Origin of the sequence: Alistipes sp. CAG:268, assembly GCA_000434235.1 — a bacterium.
Taxonomy (GTDB): domain Bacteria; phylum Bacteroidota; class Bacteroidia; order Bacteroidales; family Rikenellaceae; genus Alistipes; species Alistipes avistercoris.
Genome location: FR891985.1, coordinates 20,185 through 34,893 on the forward strand (window position 1 = coordinate 20,185; position 14,709 = coordinate 34,893).

Consider the following 14,709-nt stretch of genomic DNA (forward strand, 5'->3'; position numbering starts at 1 on the left):
CGACCGCCACAACCTGGCCCTGACCGTGATGGGCGCCCCGACCGAGCGCGGTGCGCAGCAGGCCTCGACGCAGGAGGCCTACGACCTGCTCGACAACAACTACTACAACCCGAACGTCGGCCGTCAGGACGGCAAGCTGCGCAACACGCGCGTGCGTGACTACCACGAGCCGATCGTGATGCTCAACTACGGGTTCGACATCTCGTCGGCCACGAAGCTTACGGCCGCGACGTCATTCCGCTTCGGCAAGAACGGCTACTCGGCCCTGACGTGGACCGACGGTCCCGACCCGCGTCCGGACTACTACCGTTACCTGCCGAGCTACTACGAGAACAAGATGTACGAGACGGCTGCCGGCATCGATCCCGATCCGGTGGGGCAGGGCTCCTACAACGACATGCGCATCCAGGCGATGAAGGAGTGGATGACCGACCCGAACAAGAGCCTGATCAACTTCGACCAGATGATCCAGCGCAACTACCTGCGCAACCAGGCGGGCGAGGGCGGCATCTACATGATCGAGGAGCGCCACACCGACCAGCGCGACTTCAACTTTGCGGCCAACGTCTCGCATACGTTCCGCAACCAGTCGATCCTGCGCGGCGGCGTTTCGGCGCGCATCAACCGCACGGAGTACTACGATGAGGTGAAGGACCTGCTCGGCGCCGACTACTGGCTCGACGTGGACAAGTTCGCGCTGCGCGACAACGGCTATTCGGATCCCTCGATCTACCAGAACGACCTGCTCTACTACCTCGAGCACGGCGACGCCCGCCACGTCAAGGAGGGCGACAAGTTCGGCTACGACTACTACGCACACCTGCGCCAGGCCCAGCTGTGGGCGCAGTACAACGCCACGTTCGGCAGCTTTGCCATGACGCTCGGCGGTGAGGTGGGCTATACCTCCATGTGGCGCGAGGGTCTGCTGATGAAGGGTCTGTTCAGCGACAACTCGCTGGGCAACTCCGAGAAGCTCGACTACCTGACCTACAAACTCAAGGGCGAGTTCGCCTACCGCTTCTCGGGCGGGCACTCCGTGTCGGCCAACGTGGCCTACATGGTCAATCCGCCGCAGTTCCGCGACGCCTTTGTGTCGGCCCGTACGCGCAACACCACGACGCCGGGTCTCGATTCGGAGAAGGTTTTCGGCCTGGACCTGAACTACGACATCACCCTGCCGTGGATCACGGCCCGCATCTCGGGCTACTACACGACGATCACCGACCAGTCGAAGGTGATCTCCTACTACGACGACACGCAGTCCTCCTACACGAACTTTGCCATGAGCGGCATCGACAAGCGCTACTACGGCCTGGAGGTCGGCGTCGAGGTGCCGATCTGGGGCGGGATCTCCTTCAACGGAGCCCTGAGCCTGGGCGACTACCGCTACACGTCGAACGCCAACTTCACGCAGACGCGCGACAACAGCGAGGAGGTGCTCCGCGGTGACAAGGTGCTCTGGAAAGACCTCCACGTCGAGAGCTCGCCGCAGACGGCCGTCAATGTCGGCCTGAACTTCCGCGGCCCGCGCAACTGGTTCGCATCGGTGGATTTCAACTACTACGACCGCATCTACCTGTCGATGAACCCTGCACGCCGTACGACGGCTACCTACTCGACGGTGCTGCGTCCGGGCGAGACGGCACAGCTCCCGGGCATGGTGAAGATGGAGGCACTCAACGCCCTGCGCGAGCAGGAGACCTTCGATCCGGCCTATACGCTCAGCCTGAGCGTGGGCAAGAACTGGTATATCTACAACAACTACCAGCTGGGCTTCAGCCTCTCGGTGAACAACCTGCTCAACGACCAGACCATCCGCACGGGCGGTTACGAGCAGATGCGTCTCTCGCGCCGCACGTACGTCAATAAGGAGGGTGCTTCGGTCCAGCCGATCCAGTACTACACGCCCTTCGACTCGAAGTACTTCTACCTGCTCGGCACGACCTATTACCTGAATGTATATTTCCGCTTCTAATACAGACATGACGACTATGAAAAAATTCATTCAATTCTGCGTTGCACTGGCCGTGGCGCTGGGCGTTGCGGGGTGCTACAACGATTTCGACATGCCGGCTCCCCGTCCCGCTGCGACGGATGCGGATTTTGCGGATATGGAGCGCATCTCGATCGCCGATGTGAAGCAGCTTTTCCTCACCGAGCACGGATCGATCAGCGGTACGGGTGAAAACAGCGACTGGGAACACACGAAATACACGCTTATCGGCCAGTCGAAAGAGGGCAAGGACTACTACATCAAGGGCAAGATCCAGTCGAGCGATGAGGAGGGCAACATCTACAAGTCGCTGCACCTGGTCGATGAGACGGGCGCCATCGAGGTGAAGCTCTCGACGGGCCTCTACATCGACTACCCGATGGGCACCTACGACAAGGCCACCGGCACGATCCCGACCCACTGGGTGTATGTCAAGGTGACGGGTCTCTACGTGGGCAACTACCGTATGATGCTCTCGATCGGCGGTGCCCCCACCGACTCCTACAACAAGGTCGGCGAGCACAAGTTCTACGCCAACTCGAACATCGAGAACCCCACGGAGATCGCCCAGCGCGTCTTCCTGGGCGAGGCGACCGAACTGAAGCTCGGCGAGGAGATCCTCGAGATCGACGAGTCGAACTACGGCGACTATTTCGGTGAGGCCGGCCAGCAGTATCTGGGCCGTCTGGTGCTGCTCAAGGGCATCACGTGCCGCTATTGGGAGATCGGTTCGAATTTCTATCCTTCGTGGATGTGCACCGACCTGCGTCCCGTGGAGTCGAAGTACTGGTACAAGTGGGCGGTCAATGAGGATTTCTACTCGAACACTTCACGGAAGAACCTCCACTGCAACTTCTACGGTTCGGTGCTTTTCTCCTATCGTACAGAGCGTCCGACGCAGACCATGACGGAAGGTGTCTTTGTGGTCCGTACGAGCGGTTATTCGCGTTTTGCCAAGCAGCCCGTGGTGCGTGACGGTGGTCAGGGCGATATCCTGGCTATTTTGGGCATCTATTCGAAATCGTGGACCTATTCTTTCGGCGCCTACCAGTGCTCGATCAGCCACTTCGACGACCTGATGTTCAAAGAGTCGGAGTTCCTTACCGACGCGGAGGCCGAAGCTCTGGCGCCCGCCGGCTCGGACTCGTGGACCACGAACCTCTCGGCCAACGACTACGAGGAGTAGTCCCTGCGGTCGATACATCCGGATCGGCTGCCCCTTGCGGGGCGGCCGATTTTTTTTCTCTCCTCCCTGCCGGTTCCCATCGCTTTCGTTTTCCGGCCCTGCGCCCTTTCCTGCCGCACCCCTTTTTTGCCCGTCTTCCCGCCGCAAATGCCCGAACCTCGCCCGGAAGGGGCTGTGAAGGTGATTTGAGTGGTGTTTCGAAATTAAACAATTGTATTTTGTTTCATTTCGTTTTGGCTTGATTCTTGTGTTTTGTAAGCGTTGTTTTGAGTTGATCGAAATAAAACGAAATAAAAAATCTTTCATTTTCTTTTGTTTTTAAATGAAAATGATTATTTTTGTGGTAGCATAAACCATCCAACCTATGAACCAAACCTACGATGTCATCATCATCGGCGGCGGAGCGACCGGGGCAGGTATCGCCAGAGACTGCTCGCTCCGGGGTATCAAGGCCCTGCTGCTCGAACGTTCCGACATCTCGACCGGGGCGACCGGACGCAACCACGGCCTGCTCCACAGCGGAGCGCGTTATGCCGTTACGGACCACGAGTCAGCCGTGGAGTGCATCCGCGAGAACATGATCCTGCGCCGGATCGCGGCGCATTGTGTCGAGGAGACCGACGGCCTCTTCATCACCCTTCCCGAGGACGGGCTCGACTATCAGGCACGTTTTGTCGAGGCCTGCCGCAAGGCCGGCATCCGCGCCGACGTCCTCGATCCCGAGGAAGCCCGGCGGCTGGAGCCTGCGGCCAATCCGTCGCTGATCGGCGCGGTCCGCGTCCCCGACGGCGCGGTCGATCCCTTCCGGCTGACCTCGTCGAACATCCTCGACGCCACGGCGCACGGCGCCGAGATCCGCACCTATACCGAAGTCCGGGAGCTCATCCGCGAGCAGGACCGCATCGTCGGTGTGAAGGCCTACGACTACCGCACGCATGCCGAGCTGGAGTTCCGTGCGCAGGTGGTGGTCAATGCCGGCGGCATCTGGGGCCACGGCATCGCCGCCAAGGCCGGCATCACGGTGAACATGCTCCCGGCCAAGGGGGCGCTGCTGATCTTCGGCCATCGCGTGAACCGCATGGTGCTCAACCGCTGCCGCAAGCCGGCCGACGCCGACATCCTCGTGCCGGGCGATACGATTTCGCTCATCGGCACCACGTCGAGCAAGATTCCCTACGACCAGATCGACAACATGATCATCACGCCCGACGAGGTGGACCTGCTGCTGTGCGAAGGCGAGAAGCTCTCGCCGCTGCTGGCCCGCACGCGCATCCTGAGGGCCTACGCCGGGGTGCGTCCGCTGGTGGCCTCGGACGACGATCCGAGCGGCCGTACGGTCAGCCGCGGCATCGTGCTGCTCGACCACGCCACGCGCGACGGGATGGAGGGCTTCATCACCATCACGGGCGGCAAGCTGATGACCTACCGCCTGATGGCCGAGTGGGCCACCGACCTCATCTGCAAGAAGATCGGCAACGACGGGAAGTGCCGCACGGCCGAGATCCCGCTGCCGGGCTCGACCGAGAGCCGCGAGGAGGTCGATCGCAAGACCCGCAACAAGCCCATTGCCCAGCGGCGTTCGTCGATCGCCCGCCACGGGGCGCTGGCCACGCGCATCGACGGCACGGATTCGATCAAGAACAGCCTGGTGTGCGAATGCGAGGAGGTTTCGATCGGCGAGGTGGAGTATGCACTCGAAAACCTCTCGGTGAACAACCTGGTCGATCTGCGCCGCCGCACGCGCGTCGGCATGGGCACCTGCCAGGGCGAGCTGTGTGCCTGCCGGGCCGCCGGCCTCATGGGCCGCCGGGATCCCGTCTGTGCACGCAAGGCCAAGGCGGATCTGGTCTCTTTCCTCAACGAGCGCTGGAAGGGTATGGCCCCCATTGCGTGGGGCGACACCCTGCGCGAAAGCGAGTACACGACCTGGGTCTACGAGAGCGTGTGCGGATTGTCGGATGAAACGCAAAAAACTGCAGCAAAATGAAATTCGATACGGTAATCATCGGCGGAGGCCTGGCCGGCATGGCCTGCGGCATCCGGCTGGCCGAGGCCGGCAAGCGTTGCGCGATCGTCTCGCAGGGACAGAGCGCGCTCCATTTCTCCTCGGGGTCGTTCGACCTGCTGGGCCGGCTGCCCGACGGCACGCGGGTCGAAGACCCGATCGAAGGCATCGCCGCCCTGGAGCGGACCGAGCCCGAGCATCCCTATGCACTCATCGGCGCCGAGGCGTGCGGTTTGTATGCCGACCGGGCGCAGACGCTGTTGCGCGAAGCCGGAATCTCCGTTGCGGGGAGTTGCCGCCGCAACCATTTCCGCGTCACCCCGATGGGCAAGGCGCAGCCCACGTGGCTCACCATCGACGGCTACCTGACCTCCGAAAGCGCCGACAGCCTGCCCTTCGCGAAGGTCTGCATCGTCAATGTCGAGGGCTTCCTCGATTTCTACCCGGAGTTCATCGCCGAGGAGTTCCGCCGCCACGGCGTCGAGTGCCGCTTCGGGTGCGTCAATCTGCCCGACCTGGAGCAGATCCGCCGCAACCCGAGCGAGATGCGTTCGGCCAACATCGCCCGTGTGTTCGACCACGACCGCAACCTCGAGGCGCTGGCCGGCCGGCTGTGCGAACTCGCCGAGGGATGCGACGCCGTGATCCTCCCGGCCATCGTCGGGCTCAACCGCAACGATGCGCTCGATGCGCTGAGGTCGCGGGTCCGCGTGCCAATCTACCTGTTGCCCACATTGCCGCCGTCGATCCCCGGGATCAAGGCCCAGCAGACGCTGCAGCGCCGGTTCCGCGCCCTGGGCGGCGAATATTTCCTGGGCGACACGGTGGTGTCGGCCGAATGGGAGCAGGGGCGCGTCAAGCAGCTCTTCACGGCCAACCACGGCAACATTCCCTTCCGGGCCGACGATTTCGTGCTGGCTTCGGGCAGTTTCTTCAGTCGCGGCCTCGTGGCCACGCCCGACCGCATCGTCGAACCGGTCTTCGGCGCCGATACGGCCTATATCCCCGACCGCTCGCAGTGGTACACGCTGCGCTTCTTCGACAGGCAGAACTACCAGGCGTTCGGCGTCCGGACGGATCGTTCGCTGCGCGTGCTCCGCGAGGGAGCGGCCGTGGCGAACCTCTATTGCGTCGGTGCCGGCCTGGCCGGGTTCCACCCCGTACAGGAGGGATGCGGGGCCGGTGTCTCCCTGCTCTCGGCCCTCTATGCAGCAGATCAGATCCTTAACAGCCCAAGATCATGAATATCCAGCAGAATACCGTCAGCGAGAACAATTTCGAGCAGTGCATCAAGTGCACCGTCTGCACGGTGTATTGCCCTGTCGCAGCCGTGAATCCGATCTTCCCGGGACCGAAACAGGCGGGTCCCGACGGCGAACGGCTGCGCCTCAAGCAGCCCGATTTCTTTGACAGCGCCCTCAAATACTGCCTCAACTGCAAGCGCTGCGAGGTGGCATGCCCCTCGAACGTGCGCATCGGCGACATCATCCAAGCGGCGCGGATCAAGTACGGGCCCAAGCGCAACACGTCGCTGCGCAACTTCGTACTGGCGAACACCGACCTGGTCGGTTCGCTCGCCACGCCCTTTGCGCCGATCGTCAATACGGCCGTGGCCCTGAAGCCCGTGCGGGTCATGATGGACAAGGTCATGTCCATCGACCACCGCCGCATCTTCCCCAAATACGCCCACGGGACCTTCACCTCGTGGTACCGCCGCCATGCCGCCGCCGAGCAGGAGGCTTTCCCGCGGCAGGTGGCCTTCTTCCACGGCTGCTACGTGAACTACAACAACCCCCAGCTGGGCAAGGACCTCATCCGCATCATGAATGCCCTGGGCTACGGCGTGCAGCTGCTCGACAAGGAGCGGTGCTGCGGTGTGGCGCTGATCTCCAACGGGCTCTACAAGCAGGCCCGGCGGCAGGCCGAGACCAACCTTGCGTCGCTCCGCACGGCGGTAGGCGCCCGCGGCCTGGACGTGATCACCACCTCCTCGACCTGCACCTTCACGCTGCGCGACGAGTACCCGCACCTGCTCGACCTGCCGAACGACGACGTGCGTGAGCGGATCGAGCTGGCGACGCGCTATCTCTACCGTCTGCTGCGGGAGGAGGGACACAAACTCCGCTTCAAGGATGCCTCGCCGCTGCGCGTGGCCTACCACACGCCCTGCCACATGGAGAAGATGGGGTGGGCCTGCTACTCGATCGAGCTGCTGCGCATGATCCCCGGCGTCGAGGTGACGGTGCTCGATTCGCAGTGCTGCGGCATTGCCGGCACCTACGGCTTCAAGAAGGAGAACTACGCCACCTCGCAGGCCATCGGTGAGCCGCTCTNCCCGCGCAGGCCCTCGGTGAGCCGCGCTTCCGGCAGATCGAGGCCTCGGGCGCCGATCTGGTGGCCACCGACTGCGAGACCTGCAAGTGGCAGATCGAGATGTCCACCTCCAAACCCTGCGAGCACCCGCTGAGCATCCTCGCCTCGCGGCTGGCCTGATACGCAAAACCGAAAATCATTCATACCAAACACCACCAACCAAACCTATCATGAAACAGTACATTCTTGCTCTGGACCAGGGAACGAGCAGTTCCCGGGCCATCGTTTTCGACGAGAAGGGAACGACCTGTGCCGTGGCACAGCGCGAATTCCGGCAGATCTTCCCCCAGTCGGGATGGGTCGAGCACGACCCCCACGAAATCTGGGCCTCGCAGGCTTCGGTCATCGCCGAGGCAATCTCGATCATGGACATCAACGGACTGAATCTGGCCGGCATCGGCATTACCAACCAGCGCGAGACGACCATCGTCTGGGATTCGGAGACCGAGGAGCCGATCTACAACGCCATCGTCTGGCAGGACCGCCGCACGTCGGACTACTGCGACGAACTGAAGAAACAGGGGCTCACCGACATGATCCGTCAGAAGACCGGTCTGATCATCGACGCCTACTTCAGCGCCACGAAGATCAAGTGGATTCTGGATAATGTCGCCGGAGCCCGCAAGCGTGCCGAGAAAGGCAAGCTGATGTTCGGTACGGTGGACACGTGGCTCATCTGGCGCCTTACGCGCGGCGAGGTCCATGTGACGGACGTGAGCAACGCCTCGCGCACGATGCTCTTCAACATCAACACGCTGGATTGGGACCAGGAGCTGCTCGACCTGTTCGGCATTCCGCGTTCGATGATGCCCGAGGTCAAGTCCTCGAGCGAGGTCTACGGACACACCAAGACCACGATCTTCGCCCACAAGGTCCCCATTTCGGGTATCGCCGGCGACCAGCAGGCCGCGCTCTTCGGCCAGATGTGCACCGAGCCGGGCATGGTCAAGAACACCTACGGCACGGGCTGCTTTCTGCTGATGAACAGCGGCGAGAAGCCCATCCTTTCGCAGAACAACCTGATTACGACCGTGGCGTGGAAGATCGGCGACAAGGTGAACTACGCCCTCGAGGGCAGTATCTTCGTCGGAGGTTCGGTCGTGCAGTGGCTGCGCGACGGGCTGCATGTCATCAACTCCTCGTCGGAGGTCGAGGCGCTCGCCTCGCAGGTGCCCGACACGAACGGCGTCTACTTCGTCCCGGCGCTCACGGGCCTCGGTGCCCCGTGGTGGGACCAGTATGCCCGCGGTACGATCACGGGCATCAGCCGCGGCACGACTACGGCCCACATCGCCCGTGCGGCGCTCGAGGGCATCGCCTACCAGACGATGGACATCACGGCCGCCATGTCGCGTGATGCGGGCGTCCCGCTCCGGGAGCTCAAGGTCGATGGCGGAGCCTCGCGCAACAATCTGCTGATGCAGTTCCAGGCCGACATCCTCGGCACGAAGGTGATCCGCCCGCAGGTTGTCGAGACCACGGCCATGGGTGCCGCCTATCTGGCCGGCCTGGCCGTCGGCTACTGGTCGAGCATCGACGAGATCCGCAAGCAGTGGCAGGTGGACCGCGTCTTCGAACCCTCGTGGGACGAAAAGCAGATCCAGACGGCCCGGTCCGGATGGGAGGATGCCGTCAAGCGCACGCTGAGTGAATATACCAAATAGGAGACCCCGAAAACAGCAATCCGAAACGTAACCTTAAAACCTGAACTGCTATGAATGAGATGATGGTCAAATGCCTGTTCGAATTTATCGGCACGGCGATTCTGGTACTCTTCGGCGACGGCGTCGTCGCCTCGAACGTCTTGAAAAAGTCCAAGGGTGAGAACGGCGGCTGGGTCGTGGTCACGCTGGCCTGGGGTCTTGCCGTCATGCTCGGCGTCTTTATCTCCGGACCCTATTCCGGTGCACACCTCAATCCGGCGGTGACGCTGGGACTGGCCGCAGCCGGCACCTTCAGCTGGTCATTGGTTGTTCCCTACATCGTCGCGCAGATGCTCGGCGGTTTCTTCGGGGCCGTCCTGGTCTACCTCTTCTACAAGGACCACTACGACGCTACGGATGATCCGGCTGCCAAGCTGGCCACCTTCTGTACCGCTCCGGCCATCCGCAACTACGGCCGCAACCTCTTCAGCGAGATCCTCGGTACGTTCGTGCTGGTCTTCGTCATCCTGGCACTCTCGATCGGCGAGAATACCCCCGAGGTGGGCATGGGTGCCCTCGGCGCATTCCCCGTGGCGATGCTCATCGTTGCGCTGGGCATGTCGCTCGGCGGAACGACGGGTTATGCAATCAACCCGGCCCGTGACCTGGCTCCCCGTCTGGCGCATGCCGTGCTTCCGATCAAGGGCAAGGGTTCGAACGACTGGGCCTACTCGTGGGTACCCGTCGTGGGCCCGATCATCGGCGGTTTCATCGCCGCTGCGCTCTACTGTCTGATTTACTGCTGACCCTTGTGACCATGAAACGACTGAAAATCCTGATTGCTACGGCGGTTGCACTGCTGATCTGCGGCGCATCCTACGGACAGAAGATCCACTTCAGCGGTGCCCTGCAGAACATGCACCTCTGGCGCGGACTGCAGGTCGCCGACGGAGGCGTGCTCTCCGCCGATCTCAATGTCGGCTTCCTCGACGACGGCCTCAAGGTCGGACTGTGGGGCGGCACGGACTTCACGGGCGACTACAAGGAGTTCGACTACTACGCCTCGTATACCGTTGCCGGCTTCACGGTCGCCGTGTGGGACATCTACAACTACTCGCCCGACCTGCCCTACAGCAAGGACATCTTCAACTACAACAAGTATTCGACCAGCCACTTCCTCGACCTGAGCGTGGCCTACAACTTCGATACGCTCCTCAAGGTACCTTTGCGCGTGAGCTGGGCGACGATCTTTGCGGGCCGCGACCTGAACCTGGAGGGCAACAACCGCTATTCGACCTTCCTCTATGCCGAGTACAGCGTCTTCCGCGACGAGCACTGGACGGTGGATGTCGGTCTGGGCGGCACGTTTGCCTTCAACCGCGACGGGGCGGACGGAGGTGCGAACTTCTATGGCTACGACGGGGTGAACCAGATTTCGCTCAAGACGACCTACAAGTTGCGGATCAAACGCTTCGAGATGCCCCTCTTCGCCCATGCGATGTGGAATCCCGACCAGCGGCAGGGCTACCTGCAGGTGGGTGTCAATCTGTTTGCATTCTGATCGTCCGCAAGGAACGGCAAAATTGGCAGGTATGACATTGCGTGAACGACACAAGGCCATACTCGATCTGCTCCGGGCGGCGGGCAGCGTTGATGTCGGGACCCTGAGCCTTCGGCTCGGGGTCTCCGCCGTCACCATCCGCAAGGACCTGGACTTGCTCGAGGAGAAGCACCTGCTCTACCGCACGCACGGCGGGGCCATTCCGGCCGATCCCTACATCGCCACCCGGAAGGTTTCGGAGAAGGAGAAACTGCGCCCCGAGGCCAAGCGCAGGATCGGAATGGCGGCCGTCGAGCTTCTTTCGCCGCAGGATGCCCTGGTCATCGCCTCCGGGACTACCGTGCAGGCCTTTGCCCGCTGCATTCCCAACATGAAGATGACGGTCATCACGTCGGCGATGAACGTGGCGATGGAGCTGCTCGACAAGCCCGACATCGAGATCATCCAGCTGGGCGGCGTCATCCGCCATTCGTCGGCTTCGGTGGTCAGTGAATATGCCGTGCGGATGCTCGACAACTTCGCCTGCAGCAAGCTTTTCCTCGGGGTGGACGGCATCGACCCCGAGTACGGGCTCTCGACCACGCACTTGCAGGAGGCGTGTCTGAACCGGGCGATGATCGCCTCGGCCACGAAGACCGTGGTGCTGGCCGACTCCTCGAAGTTTGGCCGGAGGGGCTTCAGCCGGATCTGCGGGTTGGGCGACATCGACCATGTGATCACCGATTCGGGCACGCCGCCGAAGATGCTCGAGGCGATGCGCGAGCAGGGAATCAAGGTCACGGTCGTTCCGGCCGATGAAGCGTAGCGAGGCTGTTTTGCGTGCGACAAGATCGAATCGGAGCACTCCCGGTCGGGAGTGCTCCGGTTTCTGTCATCCCGGTTCCGGAGGACCACTTGCGGAGGAGGACCACTCGGTTTCCGCCTCGTCGGGCAGGTTCTTCGAAATGATTGCATCGGCCCCGTATCTCCTGCCGCATGCGGACGGGTGAACGGGTGAAGTCCCTGTATTTTATCGGCTGTTTTTTGCGGCAGCCGATTTTTTTTGGGTGAGAGAGAGCAAAGCCGGCGGGAAACGTGTAACTTTGATAGCAGTTAAACCGAACCGTCATGATTGAGTCGTTTTTGCAGAGATACCGTGACGCCTTGGGCGATGCCGCGCCGCTGCCCGTCGTCTTCGGGTATGGGGACGAACCCGTGGCCGAGATCCGGAAGATACCCCGCTGCATGATCGGGGCTATTCGCCGTGTGTGCGAGGAGGGGGCGCTGACGCTGTGCGCCGACAACGTGCTGTGCGGCGGCGGAAGTCTCTATACGGCCTTCGCCCCCATGCAGGAGCGCATTCCGGGTTTTGTCTCGGAGGTTGAGCACTACAAGCAGACCCCGGGGCAGGTGCGGGAGTACATCCGCCGCCTCGATATCCGCCCGACGGAGAAACCCTTTCTGAATTTCGTCCGCATGGACCGTCTTGCCTCGCTCGACGGGATGGAGGGGGTGCTCTTCTTTGCCACGCCCGACATCCTGTCGGGGCTCTGCGCCTGGGCTTTTTACGACAACGATGCCGACGATGCCGTCTCGACGCGCTTTGCGTCGGGCTGCTGCAGCATCGTGACCTTTGCCGTCGGGGAGAACCGCCGGCAGGGCAGGAGCTGCTTCATCGGACTGCTGGACCCCTCGGCCCGGCCGTTGGTCCCGGCCGACGAACTCAGCTTCGTCATCCCGATGCACCGTTTCCGGGAGATGGAGCGGACGATGGAGCATTCGGCCCTCTTCCGTAAGGCCTGCTCCGCAGTGAAAAGACGAATTAACGGAGAGATCGGACAATGATACGAGAGAAGCTGCATTCATGCCCCGAGTTGATCGACTGCATCAACGAAGTGGGCTTTCTTCCCCTGCTGCGCATGGGGGTTCCGGGCTGGTCGGCCGAGGAGGTGATGGATGAGGAGTGTCAGTACAGGCGCTTGCCCGACGGGGGCTGGGAGTGGCCGCTGTGGGAGTGGAAGGGGGCTATCCTTCAGGAGAGCGGCTGCGCCTACGGAAAGTTCTTCAACGGCAAGGCCGCCTTCGTGAGCCGCGCATGGTGGCCCGACTTCTGCAACTACCGGAGGAGCGTCTCGCCCGAGCCCGGGGAGGGAAGCATCGAACGGAGCATCCTCGACGTGCTGAAGGTTGAGGGAAGCCTCATTACCCGTGACCTGCGTGCGGCATGCGGCTTTACGGGCCCGAAGATGCGGAGCCGGTTCGACGGCTATGTGACCCGCCTGGAGATGGGCGGCTACATCGTGACGGAGGATTTTGTCTATCCCCGCGACCGCCACGGGCGGGAGTATGGCTGGGGCTGGTCGCTGCTCACCACGCCCGAGACACTCTTCGGCCCGGATGCCTGTCGTCCGGATCGTTCGCCGCAGGAGTCGCGGGAGCGGATTCTCGCCCAACTTCGCAAGATCCTGCCCGAAACTGCTGGGCCGCGGCTGGTCGCTTTGCTCCGATAGTCGATCGGGGCGGAAGAAAACAACGTGTCTCCGGTTGCTGAGTTGGCAGGAAGGATGGGGCGGTGCCGGTTTGGCCTCGAAGTGCGTCCCCCGGATCGGCCGCGGTTATCCGGTCTTTGTCCCGGGTGAGAACGGAAACAAAAAACCTGCAAACTTTAAATTTGCAGGTTTTCGGGCTTTTGTTTGGCCTTCTTGGTGGAGAATACGAGATTCGAACTCGTGACCTCTTGCATGCCATGCAAGCGCTCTAGCCAGCTGAGCTAATCCCCCTTTTTGCGTGGCAAAGATAGTTGCTTTTTCCGGATTTGCAAAATATCGGCCTGAAAATATTTCCGAAAAATGCGCTTTTTTTCGTGCACGAATGCTCGGCTTTCGAAGCGTATGCCGTGAAGATGCTCATCCTTAATGGTTTGCTGAAGCGTGGCTCGCGGCGTGGTCGTTCTGTCGGTATGCGGATTTTGCTTCCGACATTCCGTATGCGCCTTCCCGATAGTCTCTCTCCGCTGTTCGTGTGCCCTGAATCCCGTGCGGCCTGCTTGTTCCCGGGGCGTCCCTCTCCTGTCCCGACGCGGCAGCAAAAGGCCCGGACCTGCATGCGGGTCCGGGCTCATCGGGCAGAAAGTCTTCCGGCAGGGGGTCAGCGGGTGTGCCGCTCCTCCTTCCGGGCCTCCTTGCGCTCCTTGTCGTCGTGCCGCGTCTCTTTCTTCATCTCCTTGTGCTCCTCCCGTTTGGTGAAGTTGCCCTGGGCGTCGAAATGGAGGATCAATCCGTTCGAGAGGTGGAAGCGGTATCCCTTGTCGGTCTTTGCCATTTTGTGGATACGCTCCTTGGGGTAGGTGTTGCTCATGTAGGTGCGCACCTTCGACGGAACGAGCGACGAGGGGACGCTGCCCTCCTTCACGGCGACGCCCGTCAGTTCGCCGCTGGTGCCGTCGAACATCACCTTCGTTCCGTTGCTGAGCAGTACGGTGTAGTGGTCCTTTGCATCCTTGCGTTCCATTTCGACATTCTTGACCATTTCGGTCGGGAAGTTCTTGCCGATGAATGCCTGCGACCGGGCGGGCAGTTCGCTGAAATCGACCTTGTGCCCTGCAGCGCCGGCGGTGAGTATTGTGCCGAGGCATGCGACGAGAAACAGCAGTTTTTTCATAGTTCGTAGCGTTTAAAAGTGAAACTTGCTGCCAGATGGAGGCAAAGTCGATGCCACAACGCACAAAAAAACCGGGGAAAGTGAAATTCCCCGGTTCATTTGCGTTTTCTGTCCGGCCGTTATTCGACCTCCCAGGTGGCCCCGCTGCGGAGCAGGTCGTCCACCGAGTGGATCTTGCTGGCGGCCTTCACCTCCTCGACCTGGCGCTCGACGGCGCGGTCGTATACGGCGTCGTCCTCCACGGCCCGGATGACACCCAGTGCCACCGGGTAGTCCGGGTACTTCATCGCCGCCAGCATCACGTGCAGC

Annotated in this window: 12 protein-coding genes, 1 tRNA gene and 2 pseudogenes; 12 read left to right on the forward strand and 3 right to left on the reverse strand. The window is 61.8% G+C overall.

Annotated elements, in window-relative coordinates; all coding sequences use genetic code 11:
* From QZL63_RS03420 to QZL63_RS03470, 12 genes and pseudogenes are all read left to right on the forward strand, one after another.
* Window positions 1–1,975: hypothetical protein (locus tag QZL63_RS03420; protein ID WP_290585871.1), on the forward strand; the 1,975-nt coding region annotated here is incomplete at its 5' end.
* A gap of 16 nt (window positions 1,976–1,991) precedes the next feature.
* Window positions 1,992–3,179 carry a DUF5689 domain-containing protein gene (locus QZL63_RS03425; RefSeq protein ID WP_022307932.1) on the forward strand — a complete coding sequence of 396 codons (1,188 nt, stop codon included), beginning with the start codon at window positions 1,992–1,994 and terminating at the stop codon, window positions 3,177–3,179.
* Between the two features lie 364 nt (window positions 3,180–3,543).
* The gene (glpA, locus tag QZL63_RS03430; RefSeq protein WP_022307933.1) at window positions 3,544–5,166 is read left to right on the forward strand and encodes an anaerobic glycerol-3-phosphate dehydrogenase subunit A; all 1,623 of its coding nucleotides are present in this window, start codon (window positions 3,544–3,546) and stop codon (window positions 5,164–5,166) included.
* Complete coding sequence (gene glpB, locus QZL63_RS03435; protein WP_022307934.1) at window positions 5,163–6,428, forward strand: glycerol-3-phosphate dehydrogenase subunit GlpB; 1,266 nt, start codon at window positions 5,163–5,165, stop codon at window positions 6,426–6,428. Before glpA ends, glpB begins: the two co-directional genes overlap by 4 nt.
* A pseudogene (glpC, locus tag QZL63_RS03440) lies at window positions 6,425–7,459 on the forward strand (anaerobic glycerol-3-phosphate dehydrogenase subunit GlpC); the annotation flags it as partial. The gene glpB and the pseudogene glpC, both read left to right, overlap by 4 nt.
* A 95-nt stretch (window positions 7,460–7,554) precedes the next feature.
* Window positions 7,555–7,677 (forward strand): hypothetical protein, encoded by a 123-nt coding sequence (locus QZL63_RS11745; RefSeq protein ID WP_441293890.1) that lies wholly within the window; start codon window positions 7,555–7,557, stop codon window positions 7,675–7,677.
* A 50-nt stretch (window positions 7,678–7,727) separates the two neighbouring features.
* Entirely contained in the window at window positions 7,728–9,221 is a 1,494-nt protein-coding gene (gene glpK, locus QZL63_RS03445) for a glycerol kinase GlpK (RefSeq protein ID WP_022307936.1), read from the forward strand.
* 59 nt (window positions 9,222–9,280) lie between these two features.
* Window positions 9,281–10,006, forward strand: coding sequence for an MIP/aquaporin family protein (locus tag QZL63_RS03450; RefSeq protein WP_290585895.1), 726 nt, complete (start codon window positions 9,281–9,283; stop codon window positions 10,004–10,006).
* Window positions 10,007–10,017: 11 nt separating this feature from the next.
* Window positions 10,018–10,761 (forward strand): hypothetical protein, encoded by a 744-nt coding sequence (locus QZL63_RS03455; RefSeq protein WP_022307938.1) that lies wholly within the window; start codon window positions 10,018–10,020, stop codon window positions 10,759–10,761.
* 31 nt (window positions 10,762–10,792) lie between these two features.
* On the forward strand, window positions 10,793–11,566 hold the full coding sequence (locus QZL63_RS03460) for a DeoR/GlpR family DNA-binding transcription regulator (protein ID WP_022307939.1): 774 nt from the start codon (window positions 10,793–10,795) through the stop codon (window positions 11,564–11,566).
* Window positions 11,567–11,868: 302 nt separating this feature from the next.
* Window positions 11,869–12,585, forward strand: coding sequence for a DUF169 domain-containing protein (locus tag QZL63_RS03465; protein ID WP_022307940.1), 717 nt, complete (start codon window positions 11,869–11,871; stop codon window positions 12,583–12,585).
* On the forward strand, window positions 12,582–13,250 hold the full coding sequence (locus tag QZL63_RS03470) for an AlkZ-related protein (RefSeq protein ID WP_022307941.1): 669 nt from the start codon (window positions 12,582–12,584) through the stop codon (window positions 13,248–13,250). The genes QZL63_RS03465 and QZL63_RS03470 overlap by 4 nt, the downstream gene beginning before the upstream one ends.
* 193 nt (window positions 13,251–13,443) lie before the next feature.
* On the opposite strand, the gene QZL63_RS03475 is transcribed toward QZL63_RS03470, so the two are convergent.
* From QZL63_RS03475 to QZL63_RS03485, 3 genes and pseudogenes are all read right to left on the reverse strand, one after another.
* Window positions 13,444–13,520: transfer RNA gene (locus tag QZL63_RS03475), tRNA-Ala, on the reverse strand.
* Between the two features lie 367 nt (window positions 13,521–13,887).
* Complete coding sequence (locus tag QZL63_RS03480) at window positions 13,888–14,400, reverse strand: PepSY-like domain-containing protein (RefSeq protein ID WP_022307942.1); 513 nt, start codon at window positions 14,398–14,400, stop codon at window positions 13,888–13,890.
* 119 nt (window positions 14,401–14,519) lie between these two features.
* Window positions 14,520–14,709: pseudogene (locus QZL63_RS03485) on the reverse strand (2-oxoacid:ferredoxin oxidoreductase subunit beta); the annotation flags it as partial.

Coding starts and splice junctions, on each gene's coding strand:
- QZL63_RS03425 (WP_022307932.1), top strand. CDS start 1,992: ATGAAAAAATTCATTCAATTCTGCGTTGCACTGGCCGTGGCGCTGGGC.
- glpA (WP_022307933.1), top strand. CDS start 3,544: ATGAACCAAACCTACGATGTCATCATCATCGGCGGCGGAGCGACCGGG.
- glpB (WP_022307934.1), top strand. CDS start 5,163: ATGAAATTCGATACGGTAATCATCGGCGGAGGCCTGGCCGGCATGGCC.
- glpK (WP_022307936.1), top strand. CDS start 7,728: ATGAAACAGTACATTCTTGCTCTGGACCAGGGAACGAGCAGTTCCCGG.
- QZL63_RS03450 (WP_290585895.1), top strand. CDS start 9,281: ATGATGGTCAAATGCCTGTTCGAATTTATCGGCACGGCGATTCTGGTA.
- QZL63_RS03455 (WP_022307938.1), top strand. CDS start 10,018: ATGAAACGACTGAAAATCCTGATTGCTACGGCGGTTGCACTGCTGATC.
- QZL63_RS03460 (WP_022307939.1), top strand. CDS start 10,793: ATGACATTGCGTGAACGACACAAGGCCATACTCGATCTGCTCCGGGCG.
- QZL63_RS03465 (WP_022307940.1), top strand. CDS start 11,869: ATGATTGAGTCGTTTTTGCAGAGATACCGTGACGCCTTGGGCGATGCC.
- QZL63_RS03470 (WP_022307941.1), top strand. CDS start 12,582: ATGATACGAGAGAAGCTGCATTCATGCCCCGAGTTGATCGACTGCATC.
- QZL63_RS03480 (WP_022307942.1), bottom strand. CDS start 14,400: ATGAAAAAACTGCTGTTTCTCGTCGCATGCCTCGGCACAATACTCACC.